This window comes from Marinomonas sp. MED121 (assembly GCF_000153025.1).
GTDB lineage: Bacteria > Pseudomonadota > Gammaproteobacteria > Pseudomonadales > Marinomonadaceae > Marinomonas.
This window is the reverse complement of sequence record NZ_CH672433.1, coordinates 107,456-128,655: the sequence shown is the minus strand read 5'-3', so window position 1 is coordinate 128,655 and position 21,200 is coordinate 107,456. Positions and strand designations below refer to the sequence as shown.

22 protein-coding genes are annotated in these 21,200 nt (G+C 39.0%); 13 read left to right on the top strand and 9 right to left on the bottom strand.

Translation table 11 applies throughout. The features are described from left to right. Window positions 1-34 precede the first annotated feature (34 nt). Together MED121_RS19020 and MED121_RS19015 are read left to right on the top strand one after the other, a co-directional pair. Window positions 35-754, top strand: a complete 720-nt coding sequence (locus MED121_RS19020) for a response regulator transcription factor (protein WP_009835395.1) — start codon at window positions 35-37, stop codon at window positions 752-754. A 7-nt stretch (window positions 755-761) separates the two neighbouring features. Next, entirely contained in the window at window positions 762-2,276 is a 1,515-nt protein-coding gene (locus MED121_RS19015) for an ATP-binding protein (protein WP_009835394.1), read from the top strand. Window positions 2,277-2,335: 59 nt separating this feature from the next. Here the strand turns inward: MED121_RS19015 and MED121_RS19010 are convergent, their stop codons facing one another. Both MED121_RS19010 and argF read right to left on the bottom strand, forming a co-directional pair. Next, window positions 2,336-3,262 carry a LysR family transcriptional regulator gene (locus MED121_RS19010; protein WP_009835393.1) on the bottom strand — a complete coding sequence of 309 codons (927 nt, stop codon included), beginning with the start codon at window positions 3,260-3,262 and terminating at the stop codon, window positions 2,336-2,338. 68 nt (window positions 3,263-3,330) lie between these two features. Further along, window positions 3,331-4,236, bottom strand: coding sequence for an ornithine carbamoyltransferase (argF, locus tag MED121_RS19005; RefSeq protein ID WP_009835392.1), 906 nt, complete (start codon window positions 4,234-4,236; stop codon window positions 3,331-3,333). 214 nt (window positions 4,237-4,450) lie between these two features. On the opposite strand from argF, the gene grxD reads away from it, so the two are divergent. After that, entirely contained in the window at window positions 4,451-4,789 is a 339-nt protein-coding gene (grxD, locus tag MED121_RS19000) for a Grx4 family monothiol glutaredoxin (RefSeq protein WP_036181230.1), read from the top strand. A gap of 163 nt (window positions 4,790-4,952) precedes the next feature. Next, window positions 4,953-5,576 (top strand): peroxiredoxin, encoded by a 624-nt coding sequence (locus MED121_RS18995; protein ID WP_009835390.1) that lies wholly within the window; start codon window positions 4,953-4,955, stop codon window positions 5,574-5,576. 90 nt (window positions 5,577-5,666) lie between these two features. On the opposite strand, the gene MED121_RS18990 is transcribed toward MED121_RS18995, so the two are convergent. Then, window positions 5,667-6,620 carry a LysR family transcriptional regulator gene (locus MED121_RS18990; protein WP_009835389.1) on the bottom strand — a complete coding sequence of 318 codons (954 nt, stop codon included), beginning with the start codon at window positions 6,618-6,620 and terminating at the stop codon, window positions 5,667-5,669. A 299-nt stretch (window positions 6,621-6,919) separates the two neighbouring features. Between MED121_RS18990 and MED121_RS18985 the strand changes: the two genes are divergently transcribed. Continuing rightward, window positions 6,920-7,312, top strand: a complete 393-nt coding sequence (locus tag MED121_RS18985) for a GFA family protein (protein ID WP_009835387.1) — start codon at window positions 6,920-6,922, stop codon at window positions 7,310-7,312. On the opposite strand, the gene MED121_RS18980 is transcribed toward MED121_RS18985, so the two are convergent. Both MED121_RS18980 and MED121_RS18975 read right to left on the bottom strand, forming a co-directional pair. Then, a complete protein-coding gene (locus MED121_RS18980) occupies window positions 7,309-8,196 on the bottom strand; it encodes a LysR substrate-binding domain-containing protein (protein ID WP_009835386.1) in 888 nt (295 codons plus the stop codon). The genes MED121_RS18985 and MED121_RS18980 overlap by 4 nt on opposite strands. Window positions 8,197-8,240: 44 nt before the next feature. Next, window positions 8,241-9,233 (bottom strand): 2-hydroxyacid dehydrogenase, encoded by a 993-nt coding sequence (locus MED121_RS18975; protein ID WP_009835385.1) that lies wholly within the window; start codon window positions 9,231-9,233, stop codon window positions 8,241-8,243. A gap of 521 nt (window positions 9,234-9,754) precedes the next feature. Here MED121_RS18975 and MED121_RS18970 point away from each other — a divergent pair. Then, on the top strand, window positions 9,755-9,964 hold the full coding sequence (locus tag MED121_RS18970) for a cold-shock protein (protein WP_009835384.1): 210 nt from the start codon (window positions 9,755-9,757) through the stop codon (window positions 9,962-9,964). A gap of 224 nt (window positions 9,965-10,188) precedes the next feature. Here MED121_RS18970 and MED121_RS18965 read toward each other — a convergent pair whose 3' ends face one another. Continuing rightward, window positions 10,189-10,947, bottom strand: a complete 759-nt coding sequence (locus MED121_RS18965; protein WP_009835383.1) for a sulfite exporter TauE/SafE family protein — start codon at window positions 10,945-10,947, stop codon at window positions 10,189-10,191. A gap of 114 nt (window positions 10,948-11,061) precedes the next feature. On the opposite strand from MED121_RS18965, the gene MED121_RS18960 reads away from it, so the two are divergent. Next, entirely contained in the window at window positions 11,062-11,613 is a 552-nt protein-coding gene (locus MED121_RS18960; protein ID WP_009835382.1) for a DUF2058 domain-containing protein, read from the top strand. Window positions 11,614-11,995: 382 nt separating this feature from the next. Further along, window positions 11,996-12,901: a porin gene (locus MED121_RS18955; protein WP_009835380.1), complete on the top strand. Its 906-nt coding sequence runs from the start codon at window positions 11,996-11,998 to the stop codon at window positions 12,899-12,901. Between the two features lie 272 nt (window positions 12,902-13,173). Here the strand turns inward: MED121_RS18955 and MED121_RS23895 are convergent, their stop codons facing one another. Continuing rightward, window positions 13,174-16,062, bottom strand: a complete 2,889-nt coding sequence (locus MED121_RS23895) for an EAL domain-containing protein (protein ID WP_050764623.1) — start codon at window positions 16,060-16,062, stop codon at window positions 13,174-13,176. 84 nt (window positions 16,063-16,146) lie between these two features. Here MED121_RS23895 and MED121_RS24480 point away from each other — a divergent pair, with 84 nt between their 5' ends. Both MED121_RS24480 and MED121_RS18945 read left to right on the top strand, forming a co-directional pair. Next, the gene (locus tag MED121_RS24480) at window positions 16,147-16,299 is read left to right on the top strand and encodes a hypothetical protein (RefSeq protein WP_009835378.1); all 153 of its coding nucleotides are present in this window, start codon (window positions 16,147-16,149) and stop codon (window positions 16,297-16,299) included. Between the two features lie 80 nt (window positions 16,300-16,379). After that, window positions 16,380-17,024: a cupin domain-containing protein gene (locus tag MED121_RS18945; protein WP_009835377.1), complete on the top strand. Its 645-nt coding sequence runs from the start codon at window positions 16,380-16,382 to the stop codon at window positions 17,022-17,024. A gap of 52 nt (window positions 17,025-17,076) precedes the next feature. On the opposite strand, the gene MED121_RS18940 is transcribed toward MED121_RS18945, so the two are convergent. After that, window positions 17,077-17,574, bottom strand: coding sequence for a tRNA-uridine aminocarboxypropyltransferase (locus tag MED121_RS18940; RefSeq protein WP_009835376.1), 498 nt, complete (start codon window positions 17,572-17,574; stop codon window positions 17,077-17,079). A gap of 622 nt (window positions 17,575-18,196) precedes the next feature. Here MED121_RS18940 and MED121_RS18935 point away from each other — a divergent pair. Continuing rightward, on the top strand, window positions 18,197-18,409 hold the full coding sequence (locus tag MED121_RS18935; RefSeq protein WP_036181343.1) for a cold-shock protein: 213 nt from the start codon (window positions 18,197-18,199) through the stop codon (window positions 18,407-18,409). A 107-nt stretch (window positions 18,410-18,516) separates the two neighbouring features. Then, window positions 18,517-19,161, top strand: a complete 645-nt coding sequence (locus tag MED121_RS18930; RefSeq protein ID WP_036181229.1) for a glutathione S-transferase — start codon at window positions 18,517-18,519, stop codon at window positions 19,159-19,161. Window positions 19,162-19,228: 67 nt separating this feature from the next. Here MED121_RS18930 and MED121_RS18925 read toward each other — a convergent pair whose 3' ends face one another. Continuing rightward, complete coding sequence (locus MED121_RS18925; protein ID WP_009835372.1) at window positions 19,229-20,071, bottom strand: outer membrane protein assembly factor BamD; 843 nt, start codon at window positions 20,069-20,071, stop codon at window positions 19,229-19,231. 164 nt (window positions 20,072-20,235) lie between these two features. Here MED121_RS18925 and rluD point away from each other — a divergent pair. After that, window positions 20,236-21,200: 23S rRNA pseudouridine(1911/1915/1917) synthase RluD (gene rluD, locus MED121_RS24475; protein ID WP_009835371.1), on the top strand; the 965-nt coding region annotated here is incomplete at its 3' end.

Sequence of the window (21,200 nt, the reverse complement as noted above, 5' to 3'; positions counted from 1 at the left end):
TGAGTCATTAAAATATAGTGGATGAGGGCTGGCAATGAGCGCCGAAGAAAGTCAATCAATTCTAATCGTAGAAGATGATGAGAGATTAGCGTTACTCACCAAGGAATATTTACAGAAAAATGGTTATCAAGTGGAAGTGGAAGCAGACGGTAGTCGTGCTATCACTCGTATTATTGAAACCCAGCCTTCCTTAGTGATTCTAGATTTAATGCTACCTGGTGCAGACGGCTTTACTGTTTGTAGAAGTGTTCGCGAAGGATATAAAGCACCTATTTTGATGTTAACCGCACGCAGTGACGATGTTGATCAAATATTAGGTCTAGAGATTGGTGCAGATGATTACGTCTCTAAACCCGTGAAACCTCGCGTACTTCTCGCTCGTGTTCAATCTTTATTGCGCCGCAGCATCATGGATGTGGGTAAGCAAACGGGTGGCAATCAAGGTGAACAAAATCTTACTTTTGGTCCTTTGGTGATTGATAATACCCGTCGCGAAGCTTGGGTTCATGGTGAAGAAATTGAGTTAACCAGTGCTGAATTTGACTTGTTATGGTTACTCGCAAGTAATGCAGGTCGAATTTTAAGTCGAGAAGAAATTTTCGGTGAGTTACGTGGTATTGAATATGACGGTCAAGATAGATCTGTCGATGTTAGAATTTCACGTATCCGTTCGAAAATTGGTGATGACCCAGTTCATCCAAGAAGGATTAAAACAATACGTAGCAAAGGCTACCTATTTGTAAAAGAAGTCTAAAATCGCGATGCGACCAGAATTTTGGCGTTTATACCGCCATCTTATTTTTGGAAGTATACTGGTTATCTTAACCAGTATACTTTTTTTGATTTTTTCCAGTGTACAAAGAACCGCATTATTATCACAAAGTAATATATGTGCAGATGCTGAGTTAAGCCTAGCCCTTAACTTACATTCTATTCCCCTTGAAAAAGCCCATTATTCCCAATTTGATTGGTCTAACTTAGATACCAGTGAAGCCTTTTCTGAAGCAGACATAAATTCTATTTTTAAAGATAAAAGCTTAGTGACATCATCCTTAGGTGTGACGCGATTAGTCTTACCCGAAAGTGCGAATAACCAAGAGTTAGTCAGTGAACAAGGCGATAAAATTTTGCCTATCGTTAGTTTATTTCGTCAATTTCTAACCACAACTAGGTTAAGTGATGAAGACAAAATACGCTTAATGAACTTGATGAGCTGCGTCACTTTTGCTGAATTTGATAATGCAGGGAAAGATTTACCGTCAAAATTTCTTCATGCATTTATTCAAGGTGAAGGTTTTGCTTTTTTATGGCAGCGTGATGATGGCCAGATTTCCAAAGTATCAATTGCCTATAAAAGGTATTATCAGACTGCGATTATTATCACCATAGTGACTATTGCTATGTTGATTATGCTGGTGTTTGTTTGGAAAGAGTTTTCCTCCTTAGAAAATCGTCGGCGTACCTTCGAAAACTTTACGCGAAAAATTGCTCAAGGAAATGGCCGTATTCCAGATGAAATTCCCGATGGAAGTGGTGCTTTAAAAGAGTTGGCATACTCTTTTGATTCTATGTCATCTCATATTCAGCGTTTACTTAAGGTCCAAAGAGAAATGATTAACGCAATTTCTCATGAGCTTAGAACGCCAATAGCAAGGCTGCGCTTTGGACTTGAGGTTATTAAGGATGAAATGGAACAAGATGACTTAATGACAATTGAGGCGCTTGAAGGTGATGTGGAGGAGCTTAATACACTCGTAGATGAGGTGTTAACTTACGGCAAATTGGAGCAGGGTTCTTTAAATCTTCATTTTGAAACCACTAATGTGCGTCAGCTGGTGGATGGAATACTTCAGCATAACTCATTGTTATTGTCTCACCTTAAGGTTGAACTCAATTTTAGCGAGGAGAATTCCGTCGTTCTAGCAGATGCCCATCATATGCATAGAGCATTACAAAACTTAATTCTTAATGCTGCTAAATACGCTAATACCACCATTAGTGTTATTTTTCATCAGGATGAAGAGCGTTGGCAAGTAGATATCGAAGATGATGGTTCTGGTATTCCGCTTGAAGATAGGGATAAAGTTTTCATTCCTTTTCAGCGTTTAGATAATAGTCGAACCCGAGCTTCTGGTGGCTATGGCCTTGGCTTAGCGATTGTTCAGAGAATTGCATTTTGGCACGGAGGGGCTGTTCTGGTCGATGAGTCTAATCTAGGTGGTGCTAAATTCAGCTTTATCTGGTCACGAAATCAGCATCAAAATACGGTGTCATAAGTGTATTTCGATTATAAAAAAAACCGCCATCTGGCGGTTTTTTTATGGCTAAATATAGCTCAAAGGTCTGCTGATAGGATCCCTTTTAGGTTTTTGAAGCAGGTGTTGCGAGCTGTATTAATGAGGTCTTCCATATAGGCGTTATGTCTTTGATCCTTTCGTACAGCAAGATAAAGCTTACACCAGACACCTTCTTCTCCCAGCGACTTTGTAATAACGTATTGTCGGTTGGTATATTCAGTTAATGCCCAGTTGGGCAAACAACAAATGCCTCTGCCGCTGGCGATAAGTTGCATCATCATCAGAGTCAGTTCGCTATGGCGTACTTTTTTAGGTGATAGGCCAGCAGGAGCTAAAAAGTGTTTAAATACATCCAGTCTTTCTGTTTCAACGGGATAACTTATTAGTGTCTCATCAATAAAATCTTCTGGCTCAAAAAACTCTTTTTTGGCAAGCGGGTGATGACGAGATAAGGCCACCTGAGATTCATATTGAAATAGGGGGATATAATCAATATTAGGTAGATCGGTAGGGTCGGATGTGACGACTAGATCTAAATCGCCGCGGGCTAATGCTGGTAATGGCATAAAACTAAAGGCATTAGATAGGTCCAACTCAACATCAGGCCAGTGCTCACGAAAATGATCTATGGTGGGCATGAGCCATTCGTAGCAGGAGTGACATTCAATCGCGATATGAAGACGTCCACTTTCTCCTTCTGCGAAACGCTGAATATCTCTTTGCGCTGCCCGAAAAGACAGCAACACATCGTCAGCAAGCTGAAGCAAACGTAAGCCTGAGCTCGTAAAACGAACCGGTTTGGTTTTACGAATGAAAAGTGGGCAGCCAAGCTTTTCTTCGAGATCTTTTAATTGGTGGGAGAGGGCGGACTGAGTTAAATGAACTCGTTCTGCAGCTTCAACTAAACTACCCGTTTCTCTTAAGGCGGTTAGGGTTTTTAGGTGGCGAACTTCAATGATACTCATGTTTGAACTAGGTCTTGCTCAAAAGGTGATGGTAAGGGCTGAGTTAATGTTACAGCCCTTATCATGTGTTAGCTACATAATAAGAACTCAAGTAGCGCTTTTTGTGCGTGTAGGCGGTTTTCAGCTTCATCCCAAACAACCGAGTCTGGCGCATCGATCACTTCGGCTGTGACTTCTTCGCCCCTGTGTGCGGGTAAGCAATGCATGAATAAAGCGTCTTCATTGGCCAGTGCCATGAGTGCTTCGTTGACTTGGAAGCCATCAAAATCTTTGAGGCGAGTATCTTGCTCATCCTCTTGGCCCATAGAAGCGAACACATCAGTAACGATGAGGTCTGCATCTGTTGCCGCTACTTGAACATCCTGAGTGATAGTAATGCGATCGGCATATTTTGCTGTTAATTCAGCATTTGGCTCATAGCCTTTAGGACAAGCAACAACTAGTTGGAAGTCTAAAAGATGGGCTGCATTCATATAGGAATGGCACATATTATTGCCATCACCGATCCAAACTACTTTTTTGCCTTGAATAGAGCCTCTATGCTCTTGATAGGTTTGCATATCGGCCAGTAGTTGGCATGGGTGAAAGTCATCCGTTAGAGCATTAATAACAGGCACAGAAGAATGTTTTGCAAACAGCGCAATTTTCTCATGTTCAAAGGTACGTATCATCACCGCATCAACCATACTGGAAATGACGCGAGCGCTATCTTCAATGGGTTCTCCACGGCCAAGTTGAGTGTCTCTTGGTGAAAGAAAGAGTGCGTGACCACCAAATTGGGCCATGCCGGCTTCAAACGAGACGCGAGTTCGTGTAGATGATTTCTCAAAAATCATTGCCATGACGCGATTCTTAAGCGGCTGATATTGTGTTCCATCACGGTGCAATTTTTTTAGCTCAGTTGCGCGTGTTAATACCTGCTTTAGCTCGTCAGAAGTAAGGTCTGTAAGCGTAAGAAAATGTCTTGGCGACACGATAGTCTCCTTGGATTTTAAAAAGTGGATCGGCGAATGTAATACAGTCAAAACCGCGAGTAAAGTAGGTTTTGTTGATACTAATGAAAAATTAACCTTGTAATCACAAAAAGGCCCCCCATAATCTGCTATCAATCGCCTTTAATTTTGTTATTTTAGAAAAACAAATTTAGCTAGGGCTAATCAGGTAAATTAGATTTTTGAATGAGGTTTTATTGTGAGCACGTTAGATACTATTAAAGAACAAATCGAAAACAACACAGTCCTTCTCTATATGAAAGGAACGCCTCGTATGCCTCAATGTGGCTTTTCTGCTCAAACAGTGCAAGCTTTGATGTCATGTGGTGAGCGTTTTGCTTTCGTTAATATCCTAGAGAATCCAGAGATTCGTGCTGAATTACCAAAATATGCTAATTGGCCAACTTTCCCACAACTATGGGTAAATGGTGAATTGATTGGTGGATGTGACATCGTTGTTGAGATGGCTAATACAGGCGAGTTAGCGCCTATTATTAAGGCTGCAACGGGTGAGTCTGACGACGCTTCAGAATAAGCTATTGCGACTTGATAATAGCCTTTTTTAATCGGGCTGATAAATTGTTTCTATCAGCGTGATAGGGATAAATGAGTATAATGCAAAGCATAATGAGCACCTTTGTTTGATGTGCTTATAAATAGGTAAGTTTCCTTAATTTAATAAATGGAGAAATATTAAGATGTCTATCTTAGTTGGTAAAAAAGCACCTGATTTCACAACTCCAGCAGTACTTGCTGATGGTTCTATCGTAGATTCTTTCAACCTAGCTGAAACAATCAAAGGTAAATACGCAGTCGTATTCTTTTACCCTCTTGACTTCACTTTTGTTTGTCCTTCAGAAATCATTGCTATGTCTAACCGCATGGAAGAATTTCGTAAAATGGGCGTAGAAGTTGTGGGTATCTCTATCGATTCACACTTCACTCATAATGCTTGGAGAAATACACCTGTAAACGAAGGTGGTATTGGCCAGGTTGAATACACACTTGCAGCTGATATGGATCACTCTATCGCTCAAGCATATGGTATCGAATCTGAAGGCGGTGACTCTTATTACCCACCTGGAGTTGCTATGCGTGCCTCTTTTGTTATTGATCAGAAAGGTTTTGTTCGTTCTCAAATCGTCAATGACGAGCCAATTGGCCGTAACATGGATGAACTCGTTCGTGTTGTTGATGCGCTTCAGTTCTTCGAAGAGAATGGTCAAGTTTGTCCTGCTGGTTGGAACAAAGGTGACAAGGGTATGGTAAATACACCAGAAGGTGTTGCATCTTACCTAGCTGAGAGCAGCGAAGGCCTATAATTGACCTTGCTCTAGCCTTTAAAAAGCCGACTATCTAGTCGGCTTTTTTATTGCTTGTCATAGTTAATAGTAATCAGTAGATATTGATAATTACCGTTTAGATTGAGCCTGAAGTTCATTGGCTAATGCAATCACTTGCTTTCGGAACCAATTATGACTTGCGTCATGATGTAATAACGGGCTCCAAATCATTTTTAACTCAATAGGTGGAATGGTAAAGGGCGGTTCTAGAATGACCACATCAGGGTTGTTTTTATTAATCATGGCAACTTTTCGTGGCAAGGTTGCGATTAAATCTTGCTCGTGCGCTAAGTGCATGGCCGTATGATAACTTCGTGTGAAAACGCGAATACTGCGTTTTCGTCCGATTGTCTGTAAGGCCTCATCTACCCAACCTAGCTTTTGTACATCATTTGGGTCCATACCAACACCGACACCAAATCCTGTTTTACTTACCCAGATATGCTGCGCTTCAAGATAGGCATCAAGGTTGAAATTATTTTTAAGTGGGTTGTCAGAACTCATCATGCAGACAAAGGTATCATGCCACACACTTTTTTCATGAAAAGACTGAGGTAACTCTTCAAAGCGGTTAATCGCCATATCGATTTTACCTGCCTCCACATCATGGAAGGTCACATCACTTGGCGTCATTATATCAAGGGTAATGCCAGGGGCATTTTCTCTTAAACGGTTTAATAAACCTGGGATGACGGTTGAGGCTGCATAGTCGCTTGCCATGATTCTAAACACACGAGTACTGGTTTTTTCATTAAAGTCAGCTTCTGGTTGCAGTGCTTCTTCTAACTCTAATAATACTTTGCGAACGATGGGTTGAAGTCTTAATGCTTTTTCAGTTGGCTTCATACCTTCGCTGGTTCTAACAAGTAAAGGATCTCCCAAAAGGTCTCTTAATCTTTTAAGGCCATTACTCATAGCAGGTTGGGTGATATTTAACTTGTTTGCTGAACGAGTCACATTGCATTCACGCAGAAGCACGTCGAGATAAATAAGCAGATTAAGGTCAATTTTATTTATATTCATTATCGTTATGCAGTTGATATCCAAAAATGTAATGAAGGGCGAATTCGCTATTTTGCATCTAATGTGATTATTCGCATAATGCCTTTTATTTAAAAGCGACTTCTATTGTAAACGACAGACACGCTTTCGTTAAAATATTTTATTAAGTAGATCATACTTTTAGGAAAATGGCTTACTAAAAGTTTTATACAGATATCATTAAGATGATTTGGTCAATATGTCAGGCTCTGGCATAATGCCGTCTTTAAGTTTTTGGCGCTTAATAAAGTCGATTAAATCGACACTAGCAGAGGCTGAGTATGTACGCATCATGTTTGTGTGGTCAGGTTAAGCTTGTAATTAAAACAGCTTTCATTAGTTCAAGTATTTGTCATTGCCAGCAATGCCAAAAATCCCATGGAGCGGCAAGTGCTGCTTATGGTGTCGCGCTCAAGTCAGAAGTTGAATGGCTTTCAGGTAAGAAAAGGGTGAGAAAGTTTGCCTCATCAGAACGAGTGAGAAGGGGCTTTTGCAAAGATTGTGGTACAAATATTTATTTTTATCATAAAGATCACCCAAATCATTTAGATATTCCATTAGCAATATTAGATACCAAACCTAACTTAACGCCTCAATGTCATATTTTTGTTGATTCTAAAGTGGGCTGGGACCCTATTTTGGATGACCTTCCCCAACATGCTCAAAGTTGTTAAGGCAATTTGGTTTCCTTTAGATTGCGACACTGATCGACAAAGCATTGGGCGTTTTGGGTGAGAGCAGAGCCTTTAGGTGTCACTATTAATAGGTTCCGATTAAGTTTTAATGGGGTTTTATAAAGGCGAATATGACCCGCTTCTAATTCTTGCGATAATGCCATTTTAGATAGGCAGCCTAAGCCCATTTGATGGATGACTGCCTGCTTAACCGCTTCCATATGAGTTAAAGATAAGGCAACTTTTAATTGTGTTAGCTGTTCTGAGATAGCTTGTTCTAGAATAGTTCGTGTACCTGATCCTCCTTCACGCATCACCCAATTTGATTGTGCGAGTTCTTCCCAACTCAGTTCATTGTTTCTTTCTTCTTTGGCAGATCCAAAAACAACCAACTCATCTTGAATCCATGACTCAATACTTAGCTCGGCGTGCTGGCAGTGCCCTTCTATAAAGCCCACTTCCGCTTTGCCGGTTAATAGTTGTTGAATAACACTTTGGGTATTGCCTATATCCAAATTAAACCGTATTTGAGGGTGTTGCTGAGTAAAGCTCGCCATCTGTTTAGGCAGTAAATAGTTTCCAATACTGACGCTTGCGGCTAAATGAAGTGAGCCGCTTAGCTCATCAGAGTTTCCCATGCTTTCAATTTGGTCTATTTGAGATAAGACTGCTCTTGCTTGAGGTAATAGGTTTCGTGCCTGGGGGGTGATTTGTAACCTTTTTCCATGGCGACGAAATAAGGGGCGACCCAATAATGCTTCGAGTTCACGTAATGCCTGGCTCGCTGCAGGTTGGCTAATTGCAACTAAGTCCGCTGCCGCCGTAACAGAGCCTGTATGAACAACGGCTTCAAAAATTTGTAATTGGCGTAAAGTGATTTTCATGGTGGCCTTAAAAAAGATGAAGAATGCTTTGATTCTACACGCTTTTAAGGCCTGAGTTGTCGATTATTTGTCTCTCCATTTAACGCGCTTTCTAAGTTTTCTATGGTTGTTTGTGCAATATGGCTTAAAGCGATATCGGTGAAGTAGCCCTGATGGCCCGTTACCATGACATTTGGGAAAGTCAGCAATAACTGAAAAACACTGTCCTGAATGATTGTCTCTGACATGTCTTCAAAAAAGAGTGCGCCTTCTTGTTCATAAACATCTAAGCCTAGATAACCAATTTTACCTTGATAAAGTGCGTCGACAGCATTTTGAACGTTAACGAGTCCACCCCTACTAGTGTTGATAATCATGACGCCATCTTTCATTTTTGCCAAACTGCTGTGATTAATCAGGTGTTGAGTTTCACTTGTCAAGGGGCAGTGTAAGCTAATGATATCGGCCTCTTGATATATAGTATCAAGGGGTAAATATTGAATCCCTTGTTTGATGAGGGATTGCTCTGGGTGAGGGTCGTGGCAAATGACGTGACAACCAAAACCTTGCATGATTTTGATAAAAGCTAAGCCGATACGCCCAGTACCAATACAGGCGACAGTTTTGCCTGCTAAGTTAAATCCTAATAGTCCTTCTAGGGCAAAATTCCCCTCTTTTACTCTTTGGTACGCTTTATGTGTTTTTCTATTGAGGCTTAATATGAGAGCTACTGCATGTTCTGCAACAGATGTGGGGCTATAGTCGGGTACATGGTATACCTTGATGTCGAGTTTTTGTGCAGTATCAAGGTCGATGTTGTTATAGCCTGCGCATCTTAAAGCAATGCAATTGATATGATAAGAGGCGAGCGTAGAGAGTACATTTTCGTTGATCTGATCATTAACAAAGCAAGATACAGCGTCGAATCCTTTCGCTAAGCTTACCGTCTCTTCGCTTAATCGGCTTTCAAAGAACTGAAGCTGGATGTGAGAATTTTTATTTGCTTCATTGAGTGTTCTTTTATCGTAAGGCTTGCATGAAAAAACAGCGATTTTCATAGGTTTTCTTCTCCTGACCATAACGCGCTTATAAAAGGTTAATATGCAGTATGAATTATATGTCAGAGATTATTTTTTCTAATTAAGAAAAGTCATGAAAAGGCTCAGTTTTATTGACCTAAGTATTAAAAATATGGTGAAAATGATTGAATTTTAAGGAAAAACGCTTTTTAAAAGTTCTGCTTTTTATGACTTACAAGCTCATTTGATAAATAAAACCCCAAAATTTTGGAATAACTAGGCTAATTAGACTGAAATCTTTGATTTTCGATTACACTTTGACCAATCGTTTATAAAAAATAAGCGTGACATTTCATTGACCCATGATTTTTAGGGGGATACAATGACCGCGTTAGAAAAGAGTTGGCAATGTATTTATGTCCAGAGTTACGATGTTACTTCAAAGTAATTTCGCGTCCTGTTCGTCATAAGTAATTCCGAGTTTTTCAGCAATCTCTTATTTACGCATAATCTATTTTGGATATGTGGATGAGTTAATTTATTTAATACAGGATAACGTTATGTCTGAAGTAGTAACAGGTACAGTAAAATTCTTTAACGAAACTAAAGGTTTCGGTTTCATCACTCAGGACAAAGGTCCAGACGTTTTTGTTCATTTCTCTGCAATCAACTCTAGCGGTTTCAAAACACTTGCTGAAGGCCAAAAGGTTGAGTTTCAAGTAGCAGACGGCAAAAAAGGTCCAGAAGCACAAAACGTAACTCCTTTATAAGATCTCTTTTTTGAGACAAAGGAAGTAACGTTCGAGATTATCTCGAGTGTAGACTTTTAAAAAAGACGACTTAGGTCGTCTTTTTTTATGGAAGAGATTTATATGTATGACTGACCTTGCTGCATCTTAAATGAATGAGCAGAAGATCAGTCTTGTTAGGCGTTAGGAGCTATCTTATGTGCTTCTCGAATGGGTTTGTATATAAAGATTTAAGCTTCTTTGAGTTAAGAGAGTAAGGCTGCGATACTGCCGCAGACTGTCATAACGAATAAAAACCATTTAAGGGTTTTGGGGTTAGCTTTTAGGGCAAACTTAACGGCTAAGTGAGACCCAACCATTGTGCCAATTGAAAGCAGTAAGCCTGGTATCCATAGAATCTGATCATTCCAAATAAAGACAGCTAAAGATACGATGGTAAAAGCAATAGTACATAGCATCTTAAGAGCATTGGTTCTGATCAAATCATATCTAAGAGTGCCTGCAAGCGCAGCAATAAGAATAAAGCCCACACCAGCCTGTACAAAACCACCATAAACACCGGCAATAAATAGCGCTATCCAAGCACTTGGCTTTTCCCTTATTTTATGTGGAATAGTGCCCTCTGGTGGAGAGATAACCCCAGGCTTGATTAGCATGATTAATGTCATACTAATCATAGAAACGAGTAATAAAGGTTTAAGGTATTCCGTAGGGGAGTAGGAGGCTAATAAACTACCTACAAGTCCACCTACCAAGGTAGGAATTAAAACCGGTGTTATATCTGAGGTCTCTAGCTTCTTTGCTTTTTTAAACCCGAGGACGCCAACAATAGACTGCATGATAACCCCGACTCTGTTGGTCGCATTTGCAATGTCTGCAGGCATCCCCATTACCATTAAAGCTGGGAGTGTTAAATTAGAGCCACCACCTGCCAAAGTGTTTATAATACCGGCAATGAAACCTGTCCCTATTAATAGGCTTACAGTAAAAAAGCTAATGTCCATTAAAGCTCATCCTTTATGAAAGAGGTGATATATTAGGGCAGATGAAAACTATCATAAATTTTATGCCGCAATATTCTTTTTTGATGGGCGTGAGAATAACATAAAGGAGCATTTATGGCCGTAAAATCTCTACAAGATCAACTACTAAAAACAGGCTTAGTTGATAAGAAGAAAGCGAATAAACTAAAAGCTGAAAAACTTCAGAAAAAGCAAAAAATAAAAACGGGTAAGGCTGTCGTTGAAGATGATAGTGCTCATCAAGAAGCGTTAAAGAAGCAGCGTGAAGCGAAGCTTGAAAAAGATAAAGCATTAAACAAAGCCAAGCAGGATGCCATGCAACTTAAAGCAGTACAGGCTCAGATTCGTCAAATGATTGAAATGAATAGGCTGACACATAAAGAGGGTGATGTGGCTTATAATTTTAAGGATGAGAAGAAAGTAAAAAAAATCTATGTGAATGAAGACATACATAAAGACTTATCAGTAGGGCGATTAGCGATTGTTAAGTTAGAGCAAGCTTATGAAATTGTTCCAGAGCAAGTTGCGGCTAAAATAGCGCAAAGGGATGAGTCATTTATTTTAGTATGCAATGACAGGAAGGAAGAAGAGTTAGATGAGGATGACCCTTATGCTGACTTTAAAATACCAGATGATCTAATGTGGTAAAGATTAAGCTTATAAAAGCGGTCTAAATCAGACCGCTTTTTTTTGACCTAAATTTCTAGGTAAGACAAAGAGTGATGTTTAAGGAATTGTATCGTGGTTCAAATGAGCAAAAAATAAGTACTTGTTTTTGAAGGGTTTTATTGGTTTTTTCTTTTTAATGTTTTGTTTTTACTGAAGAAAATATAAAAACCTTTCCTTATATTAAGATCCTTATTTCGTGCTAAATTTCAATTAGTTAGCAAGTATCTGTGAAGAAGAATGAAACCATGCATTGGCTTGTTGAGTTAATTCTCTCTGAGGTTAAATTGGTCTTGTTTTCTGTTTCCGCGAAAGAACAGGGAAAGCAAATAATGATTGAAATAATCCAAACGGGGATCTTGAAATGAAAAAAACTTTAGTTGCAGTTGCTGTTACTACTGCTGCCTTTACAGCTGTTACTGCACAAGCTGCAGATGTTGACACTTACGGTAACATTCAATTGGTTTACGCTGACGGAGAAGATACAGCTGAACTAACTGATAATGGCTCTACTTTTGGTTTCAAAGGTGAGAAAGAACTTAAACACGGTCTTACAGGTTTTTTCAAGTATGAGCTAGAAGCCGATGCTGATGAAAAAACCAATGATGTTGATGTTAACCTTGACCAAGCTTATGTTGGTTTGAAAGGTGATTTTGGTAAAGTACAGATCGGTACTTACGACAGCATCTATAACAACGCTATCCAAGACGGTATAAATTCATTCGAATATGCTGACTTGACTGAGTTAACAACAACAGATGAAGGCGATACCATTGCTTACTTCTCACCTGAAGTGAATGGTTTTGAAGTACAAGTATCTGCTCAAGTAAAAGGTGATGCAGAAGATGAAGTTGCTGATGACTCAGTAGAAGAAGGCACTGCATTAACTGCTGTTGTTAAATATTCTGCTGGTGATCTAGAGATTGCTGCTGGTTATGATTCTTTAAACAACGAACTTGATGCTGAAGAAACAATTGGTTTTTCTGCTGCCTACAACCTAGGTGTTGCTAATGTAATGGCGAAATACGAAGACAACTCTGATGAAGGTACAAACATCGGTTTTGGCTTCAACGCTGATTATACAGATGGCCTAGTATACGGATCTATTCAAGCTGTTGAAGTAGAATCAGGTTCTGACTATGACGAATACGCAGTTGGCGTAACTTATAACCTAGACCTTGATGGCGACGTATATGTTTATGTTGAAGCTGGTCAGCAAGGTACTGCAGAAGATTCTTTCTCTGCCCTAGGTGCTGTTTACGCTTTCTAAGTGTAACTTGATAGCCTTTTGATAAACACGGCGTGATTATCTGACGTTATCATTGGGCTCTTGCTTGCAAGAGTCCAAGCATAACTTTAGCTAACAAAGCTAAGTACCTATCATTCAAGGTTCCTTTTTGTCTTTTAGGCTTAATGGAACATTTGCGTCTAAGTCGTCAGGCTTAGGCGCTTTTTTTATTTTAAGGCCTAATCGCTATAGCTAGGGTTAAGAATTAGTTAGAATGTTTGTATCTTAATAATAGGCATAGCATTCGTTTGCGCTTATACAAGATCGTAATGATGAATCAATGATGGCTTACCATGTTGGCCATGCCTCAGTCTTTGGGCCATAGCATAGGCTGTTAGAGGCTTGTCGTAAAAGTAGCCCTGGCCCTGAGTACAATTAAGGGCTTCAAGTAAGGCTTCTTGATCTGTGTTTTCGATCCCTTCTGCAATGGTTGTTAGTTGGAAGTGTTTTGCGACGGCAAGAACTGAAGCGATAATGGCGCCATCATCCGTATTGTTAGGTAAGTCTTTGACGAAAGCTCTATCAATTTTAAGTTTATCTAGTGGAAAGCGTTTTAAATAGGATAGGCTAGAAAAGCCTGTTCCAAAGTCATCTAAGGCGACTTTAATGCTTGATTGTCGAAGCTGAGTCAGCGTATGAATGACCTGTTCAGGATCTTGTACTAATATGCTTTCAGTAATTTCTAGTGTGAGGCAATGACTAGGAAGTTGGCTTTGGTTTAACGCTTTAAGTACAGTGCTTACTAGAGTGTCATCAAACTGCCTGGCGGATAAATTAATTGCGATATCAATCTCTCGGCCATACTCATTACACCAGTTAGCTGCTTGCTGGCATGCTTCAAATAAAATCCATTCACCAATTTCATTAATTATCCCGGTTTCTTCTGCAATAGGAATAAACTCAATAGGTGAGACAAAGCCTTTAGTTGGATGGTGCCAGCGGATTAAGGCTTCACATCCTATGACTTGTTTTGTGTTTAGGTTGACTTGAGGTTGGTAGTAAATCTCAAATTGATTTCTATTTAAAGCTCGTCTTAAATCGTTCTCTAGAGAAAGTCTTTTTAGTGCATCTCGATTGAGGTTAGCGGTGAAAAACTGAACGTTGTTACGTCCATTCTCTTTAGCGCGATAAAGTGCGGCATCTGCATTTTTTAATAGAATATTCGTTCGGTTTCCATCTTTTGGATAAAGGGTCGCTCCAATGCTTGGCGTCACAATAAGAGAGCGTCCAAGAATATTCATTGGTTTTTCAATATTTTGCATTAGCTCGAAACAGAATTGTTTGACGGCTTTTTCAGAGGCGATGTCTTGTAATACGATGACAAACTCATCGCCCCCTAAACGGCTGATAATGGTATTTTTGTCTTTATGCTCAAGTAAACGAGATGCAATAATTTTTAGTACCTTATCGCCTGCGCTATGCCCTAAGCTATCGTTGATGAATTTGAAGTAATCTAGATCTAAAAATAGCAATGCAAACTTATTAATGGGCTCTGTTGGCTTTCTTTGTTTATCAATCTCAATAATGTGATCAACTTGTTCTTTAAAAAATCTACGATTAGGCAGGTCTGTTAAAGAGTCATAGTCAGCCAGATGCTGCAGTGTATTTTCTGCTTGTTTACGTTTACTAATATCAACAATAGTGCCAATGTAATTTATCGCTTTACCTTGTTTGTCCTTATAAACGTTAATGGATAGCCATTCAGGAAAAAGATGTCCTTGTTTGTGTTGATTAATCACTTCACCTTGCCAGAGCCCTTTCGTTGTCAAAGCGTGCCACATATCGCTGTAAATATCTGGATCAGTTAACCCAGAGGCAAAGGTGTTTGGCGTCAGGCCAATAATCTCTTCTTTGCTATACCCTGTAATGCGACAAAAAGAGGAGTTACAGGTGATGATTTGATTGAATTCATCTGTAATCATTATGCCCTCTGACGTGCTGTCAAATACCCGAGCAGAAAGTTCTAACTCGGTTTTATTCTGCAATAAAAGCTCATGTTGCTTTTGGCTATGGGTGTGGTAACTCATGAAGGCTTTTCTTAACCAGAGGGCAACGCCAAAAGTGATAATGAGTGACAAGCAGGACAATAATGAAAACTCAATTAAAAGGTGTTGCATGCTTTTTTGCTGGTTGAGCTTGAGCATATTTAATTGAGATTGGGCATCAAATAATATGTCGCTATTATTATAGCCACCCAACACTGTCCATCCCCATTTATCTACTTGATTGACAAAGGAGAAAGTGTGGCTGGCTTGCTCTAGAGTTTTATTCGTATTGGGGGTTTGGTTTCTAAGTTTTATTTGGCTGATGAGTTTTTTGACTGAGCTTGGCTCTTTAAGTGTCTCGATCAATTCATTTGAAAGCCCTTGGGCTTGGTAAATAAACTGATTATCTTGGTTGAAAATAATAAAAAAGCTATTTTTATTAATTTTTAAAGAGGAGAGCTGGTTGATCGCGTTTTGTTGAAAATCTCCCTCAACTCTTTGGATATAATCACCTGTGCCTATGATCCAATTATAAGGTTCAAATTGGCGCATAAAGCTAACTTTATCTTGCATTTCTTGCGTGTTGTTTGGCTCATACCATCGATACTGATAGAAACCTTGTTTACTTTTATTCTGCGTAGCTTGAATGATATTTTGGATATGAACTTTGCCCTGATCATCTAATTGGTTGAAAAGGGAGCTGCCTTCTAGGTGGGGCTGTGGTGGCAGTAATACTGATGTGCCGTCTAATTCGTCGATAAATAAGTAGCCACGACCTTCAAAAAAACGTATCTGCCTTAAGCTTTCTTTAATGGCTGACTTGATCTCTTTGTCAGCTAGCAGGGGGGTTAAACTTTGGTATAGAGAAAGCGCGATTGAGTGGGCTTTATCGACTTGATGTTTTGCTTCTTGTTTAAGATAAGGTATTGTCTGCAAACTGGTGTTGTTTAAATTTTCGACAATTTTGGTGCCGTCATTTTGGATTTGTTGTTCTTGAAGATGAATTAAATCGTTGATTAATGCATTACTTTGTTCAACGCTAATATTCCCTTCGCGGATAATAAGGTATCCCATGATACAAGACATCGAGCTTATGACGACAAAAAGCATTGCGAATGTTTGCTTCAGTGGAATTTGAGAAGGGGGAAGTAGCGTCATGCTTCACTCTTTTATTATTGTTAAAAGTTAATGGGGTGCAAACAGGCCAACCCGACTTAGTATGAAAACCTATAGGGGACTATCATGGTTTCTAAGCAGGACTATTTCGGTGGATTATTTGAACCCTATAAGCCAAGGGTTTTTGGTGTAGACATAACAGTACCTTATCTTTGCTCGTTTGTTATTCGCATTTATGGCTTTGTTGATTTAAGTCATAAAGCGGCTGATAAAGATTAAAAATAATATGAGGCTGATGCTTAAGTTCTAATTCATTATGGGTGAATAGGCTAAAGTCGTCGCAGGTCGGAGATGTGATAATGTTAAATATGGACTTTCTTCAAGAGGTCTTTATCAAGACGGATAAAGAACCGTGGCAAGCAAGCCCTATGGCAGGAGTTTGGCGTAAACCACTGGCTCGTGAAGAAGCAGAAAGAGGGCATGCGACCAGTGTTGTAAAGTATGATGCAGGTTCTTTTTTTAGGTCACATCCACACCCTGGAGGGGAAGAGATTTTTGTGATTAAAGGCGTGTTTTCCGATGAGAGCGGAGATTATCCCGCAGGATCATATTTTCGTAATCCACCAGGGACATCCCATGCTCCCCATAGTAAAGACGGGTGCGAGCTTTTTGTGAAATTACACCAGTTTAGTGTGACAGACAGGAAGCAAATCAATATTGATACCAATGACTTTTTAAAGAGTGGGAAGAGCTTCCATTTGCTTCATGAACACCAAAATGAAAAAGTCTTTTGGATAAGGTTAAATTTATCGAGTGATTTAACCTTATTGAAGCAATTAGAGATAAATAATAATGCTGTTGAATTGTTAGTGATTAAGGGTGAATTAGAGTATAAAGAAAAAAGCTTAAATCAATATGCTTGGTTGAGAGTACCTTGTTTTAATCTAGATTGTTTTACCTTTAAAACAGAGCTGACAGCCTTGATTAAGCTTGGACATTTCTGATGATCTTAATAATCTTAGTATTTTAATAATACTGCCTTTTTCTCTAATTGGGTCACTCTTTCCTTGTTTGTCTTTTGCTTTGATTGAGTGCTTGGAAAGATTCATTTAATCCTTGAGCCATATGGAGCTGATTTTTTTTCATCATGAGTTCTATTGCTACTTCAGCTGTACATAATCCCATCTCTTTTTGGTTTCGTCTGAGTTGATATTTCGAGCTGTAATCTACCTTTAATTCATAATGCATTAACTTGTGTAAATAGGGGCTACGGTTATATATTTTTTTTGCCTCTTGCCAAGTGCCATCAATAATAATAAAGGTTGAAAACTGAGAAAGGGAGCCATTATGAAAATAAGCATTCTCATTAGCATTTTCTACAGGGTATATTAATAAGCTTGTATTAATGTCTAAGGTTTTGGTGAGTCTTTGGTCTGGGTTAATACGAGACCACTCAATAATATCGCATTGTTCAGGATACAGTTGGTGGATGAGTTGGCCTGTTCCACTGAGCTTTGCCAGCTCTCTAGAGTGAGTTAAGAGAATAAAGTGCATATACCTAATGATTACCTATTTTTAAGTCATCTATGATAACAGCTATAGTGAACCTAGCAGGCTCACTTTCTAGATTAATTTTCCATTTAATAAAAGTGTAATCTTAAACAAGCGTCTGGTTTTTCAAACTGTGGAATGAAAATTAATAATTTAGTTTAAAATTCAGATTCCTTAATTTGAATGAGACTCAATATAAAGGCCTATATAAAGTAAGCTTAGCGTTAGAAATTTCGTAAATCTCTAAATAAAAAAACACTTATTAAGATGGCTCTAAGTTACTAAAACATAAGTGCTTTGTTGGGGAGAAAGGTTTTCTGTTTTTATTAAATGATATTTAGTAAAGATAAGTCTAATTAATATTATGCTGATTTAGTTTTATATTAGTTTTTCTGTTTTCATAACTTTACATTTTTTGAATTATTAATTACATAATTTAACCAACTTTGCCATTTGAGCCTTCCTATTTTATTTTTATCGTCTTATTATCGAGTTAGTTGAGTATTTTGATTTGGACCACCTTCTCATAAGTAGCTCAACAATTATGGATATTATTGAAAGAAAGTTTCTCTCAATGCTAATACTAAACTGTATTAATACAGTCGATAGAAAAGATGAGGTTTGTATGTCAGGTCAATTAGTTTCCGGTATCGTTAAGTGGTTTAACGACGAAAAAGGATTTGGTTTCATCGAGCGCGAAGGCGGTCCAGATGTTTTTGTTCACTTCCGTGCAATTAACGGCACAGGTCGTCGTACACTACAAGAAGGCCAAAAAGTAACTTTCGAAGTTACTCAAGGTCAAAAAGGTCCTCAAGCAGAAAACGTATCTATCGTTTAACCTGTTGGATCTTTATTAAAAACCGCCTTAAGGGCGGTTTTTTTATGGCTTGCATTTTGTATTTAATCACGTCTAAATACGCTTTTATTTGATTTAGAGATGCCCAAGTGCTTCCCATTTTATATTCTTTTAGACGTTGTCCCTATGCCATTCGAGCTAGATATACTCTATTGCTTCTTAATATCAAAGTTGAAATAAGAGAAGTTGTTTTAAAAAACAAACCTGAGGCCTTGTTGGCATTAGGTGGCCGTTCTAGTGTGCCTCAGCTGATTGATGCAGATGGTAAACGTTTTCCCGAAAGTATGGATATTATTCGATGGGCCATGTCACAAAATCAGCATAATATTATATCGAGTCACTATACACTTGCAGAGCAAAGAGATATCGAAGCGTGGCTTTTTCAAACTGATTTTAGGTTCAAGGTTTGGCTGGATAAATATAAATATGCAGATCGACATCCAGAAAATTCTGAGGCCTTTTATCGATCGCAAGGCGAGCGTTTTTTGCGTCGCTTAGAATCTCGTCTAAGTCAAAATGACTTCCTACTTGGTAATAGAATGACCATTGCTGATGTACTGGTTTTTCCTTTTATAAGGCAGTTTAGAGGGGTAGATATGGATTGGTTTGATCAATCTAACTATGTCAATCTAAAGCAATGGCTCACGCATATTCTAGAAGGAGAGAGCTTTAGCAAGGTGATGGTTAAGCTTGCGGCTTGGCAAGAAGGTGATGAACCAAGGTTCTTTCCTTAGTAGACCATGATAAAGATATAAAAAAGCCGACATGAAAGTCGGCTTTTTGAGCTTAGTCTATTTACCCTTAGTCCATCCATCCTAAGGTAACCCAATACCAAAAGTCAGGATCAGCGTCTTTTGGCAAAGGGGGTATAATGAGCTGGCCATTAGCATCTAGGTGTTTTGATGCTGGATAATTATTGGTAAGTATCGCCAAATTTTGATCTGCTAACTCAAATTGCTCTAACTCAATATAGGCTTGTATATTTATTGCAAGAGCATCTTCCACTGAATCAGAACTCGGATATTTATTGAGCACAGTTTGGCTTCTGTGTAAGGCAGCAAGCGGCGCATTTCGTTTGAAATAATACTTAGCCACTTGTAACTCATGCCTCGCAATTGTGTTTCTAAGATAAATCATGCGTGCTTTAGCATCGCTTGCATAAGAACTTTCAGGAAAGCGTTTGAGTAAATCTGCAAATTCACGGAAGGCTTTGATAAATTCAGAGCTATCTCGTTGGCTTGGGTCCTGATTTAGATAGCGGGTGCTGAGTGTTTCTCCGCCCTTAAAAGTTGAAAGGGCTCTGTAGTAATAGACATAATCAATGGTTTCAAACTCAGGATACTTCTTGATAAAGCGTTCTGCATTTGCATGGGCTGAAATATAATCACTGGCTAAAAAATAAGCATAAATAATTTCAAGTTCAGCTCTTTGAGTAAACTCACCAAACGGGTAGCGGCTATCCAGATCTTTTAAATTTTGTACTGCAACTAAAGGTCTGCCTTGGTCAAAGGCTTCTTGTGCATTTTGATAATATTCGCTTTCAGGTAGGTCTGGTTCTTGAACTGGTGCATTGGAACAAGCCCCAAGTAGTAAAGAAATTCCAACGAAACCAGATAATTGCAGCAATGACTTGCGTAATCCCATGTATAATCAAACCTTGAATTGTTAAATGTAGTGCCGTTTTGATGGACTCTAAAAAATCTATAAAGTTTCCGACGCCGGCAAGATACACCTTTTTTCTTTGTAACTTGATCGATATTACGTAAAATTTACGCAAATTAAGATCAACTCGAATTTAAGTACATTGTATGGCAGAGCGCATAGTAAAAGAAGCCCAAGTTCCATTTGAATTAAATGGGCAAAGGTTTGATTTAATCGCAACCGAACTTTTCAGTGATTATTCAAGATCACGAATCCAAGCTTGGATTAAAGAAGGTGTTTTATTGGTTGACGGTAAAAAGTCAAAAGCAAAAGAAAAGCTGTTTGTAGGTGAGGTGATTAGCCTAGAGACCTTAGTTGAAGATATTGACGATCATCAGCCTGAAGATATACCCCTTGATATTGTTTATGAGGATGAGGATATTTTAGTTGTAAATAAACCATCAGGTTTGGTTGTTCATCCTGCTGTAGGGCATAGAAGTGGCACCTTGATGAATGCCATATTATTTCATTGTCCTGAATCTGCTCATGTGCCTCGTGCGGGCATTGTTCATCGTCTTGATAAAGAGACGACGGGTTTGATGGTAGTTGCCAAAACATTGGCTGCCCAAACTGAACTTGTATCTCAGCTTCAAGATAGAAGTATGGGGCGTGAATATGAAGCCGTTGCAATTGGCATCATGACTGGAGGTGGAACTGTTAATGAACCAATCGGTCGTCATCCTCAAAACCGTCAAAAAATGGCTGTAGAGCCGCTTAATGGAAAGGATGCAGTAACCCATTATCGTTTATTGCAACGCTTCAAAAACCACACACATATTCGACTTAAGCTTGAGACTGGGCGAACCCACCAGATTCGCGTTCATATGTCCCATATTCAATTTCCTTTATTAGGTGACCCTCAATATGCGGGTCGAATGAAGATGCCTAAAGCCTGTATTCCTGAGCTTAGAGACGAACTGCAGAACTTTAGACGTCAGGCGTTGCATGCTAAACGCTTGGAGCTTTCTCATCCTATTACTGGTGAGTTTATGGAGTGGGAAGTCGACTTACCTGATGACATGAAACATTTAATTGAATTGTTGAGTCAGGACCTTGCAGAAACCGAAGGCGT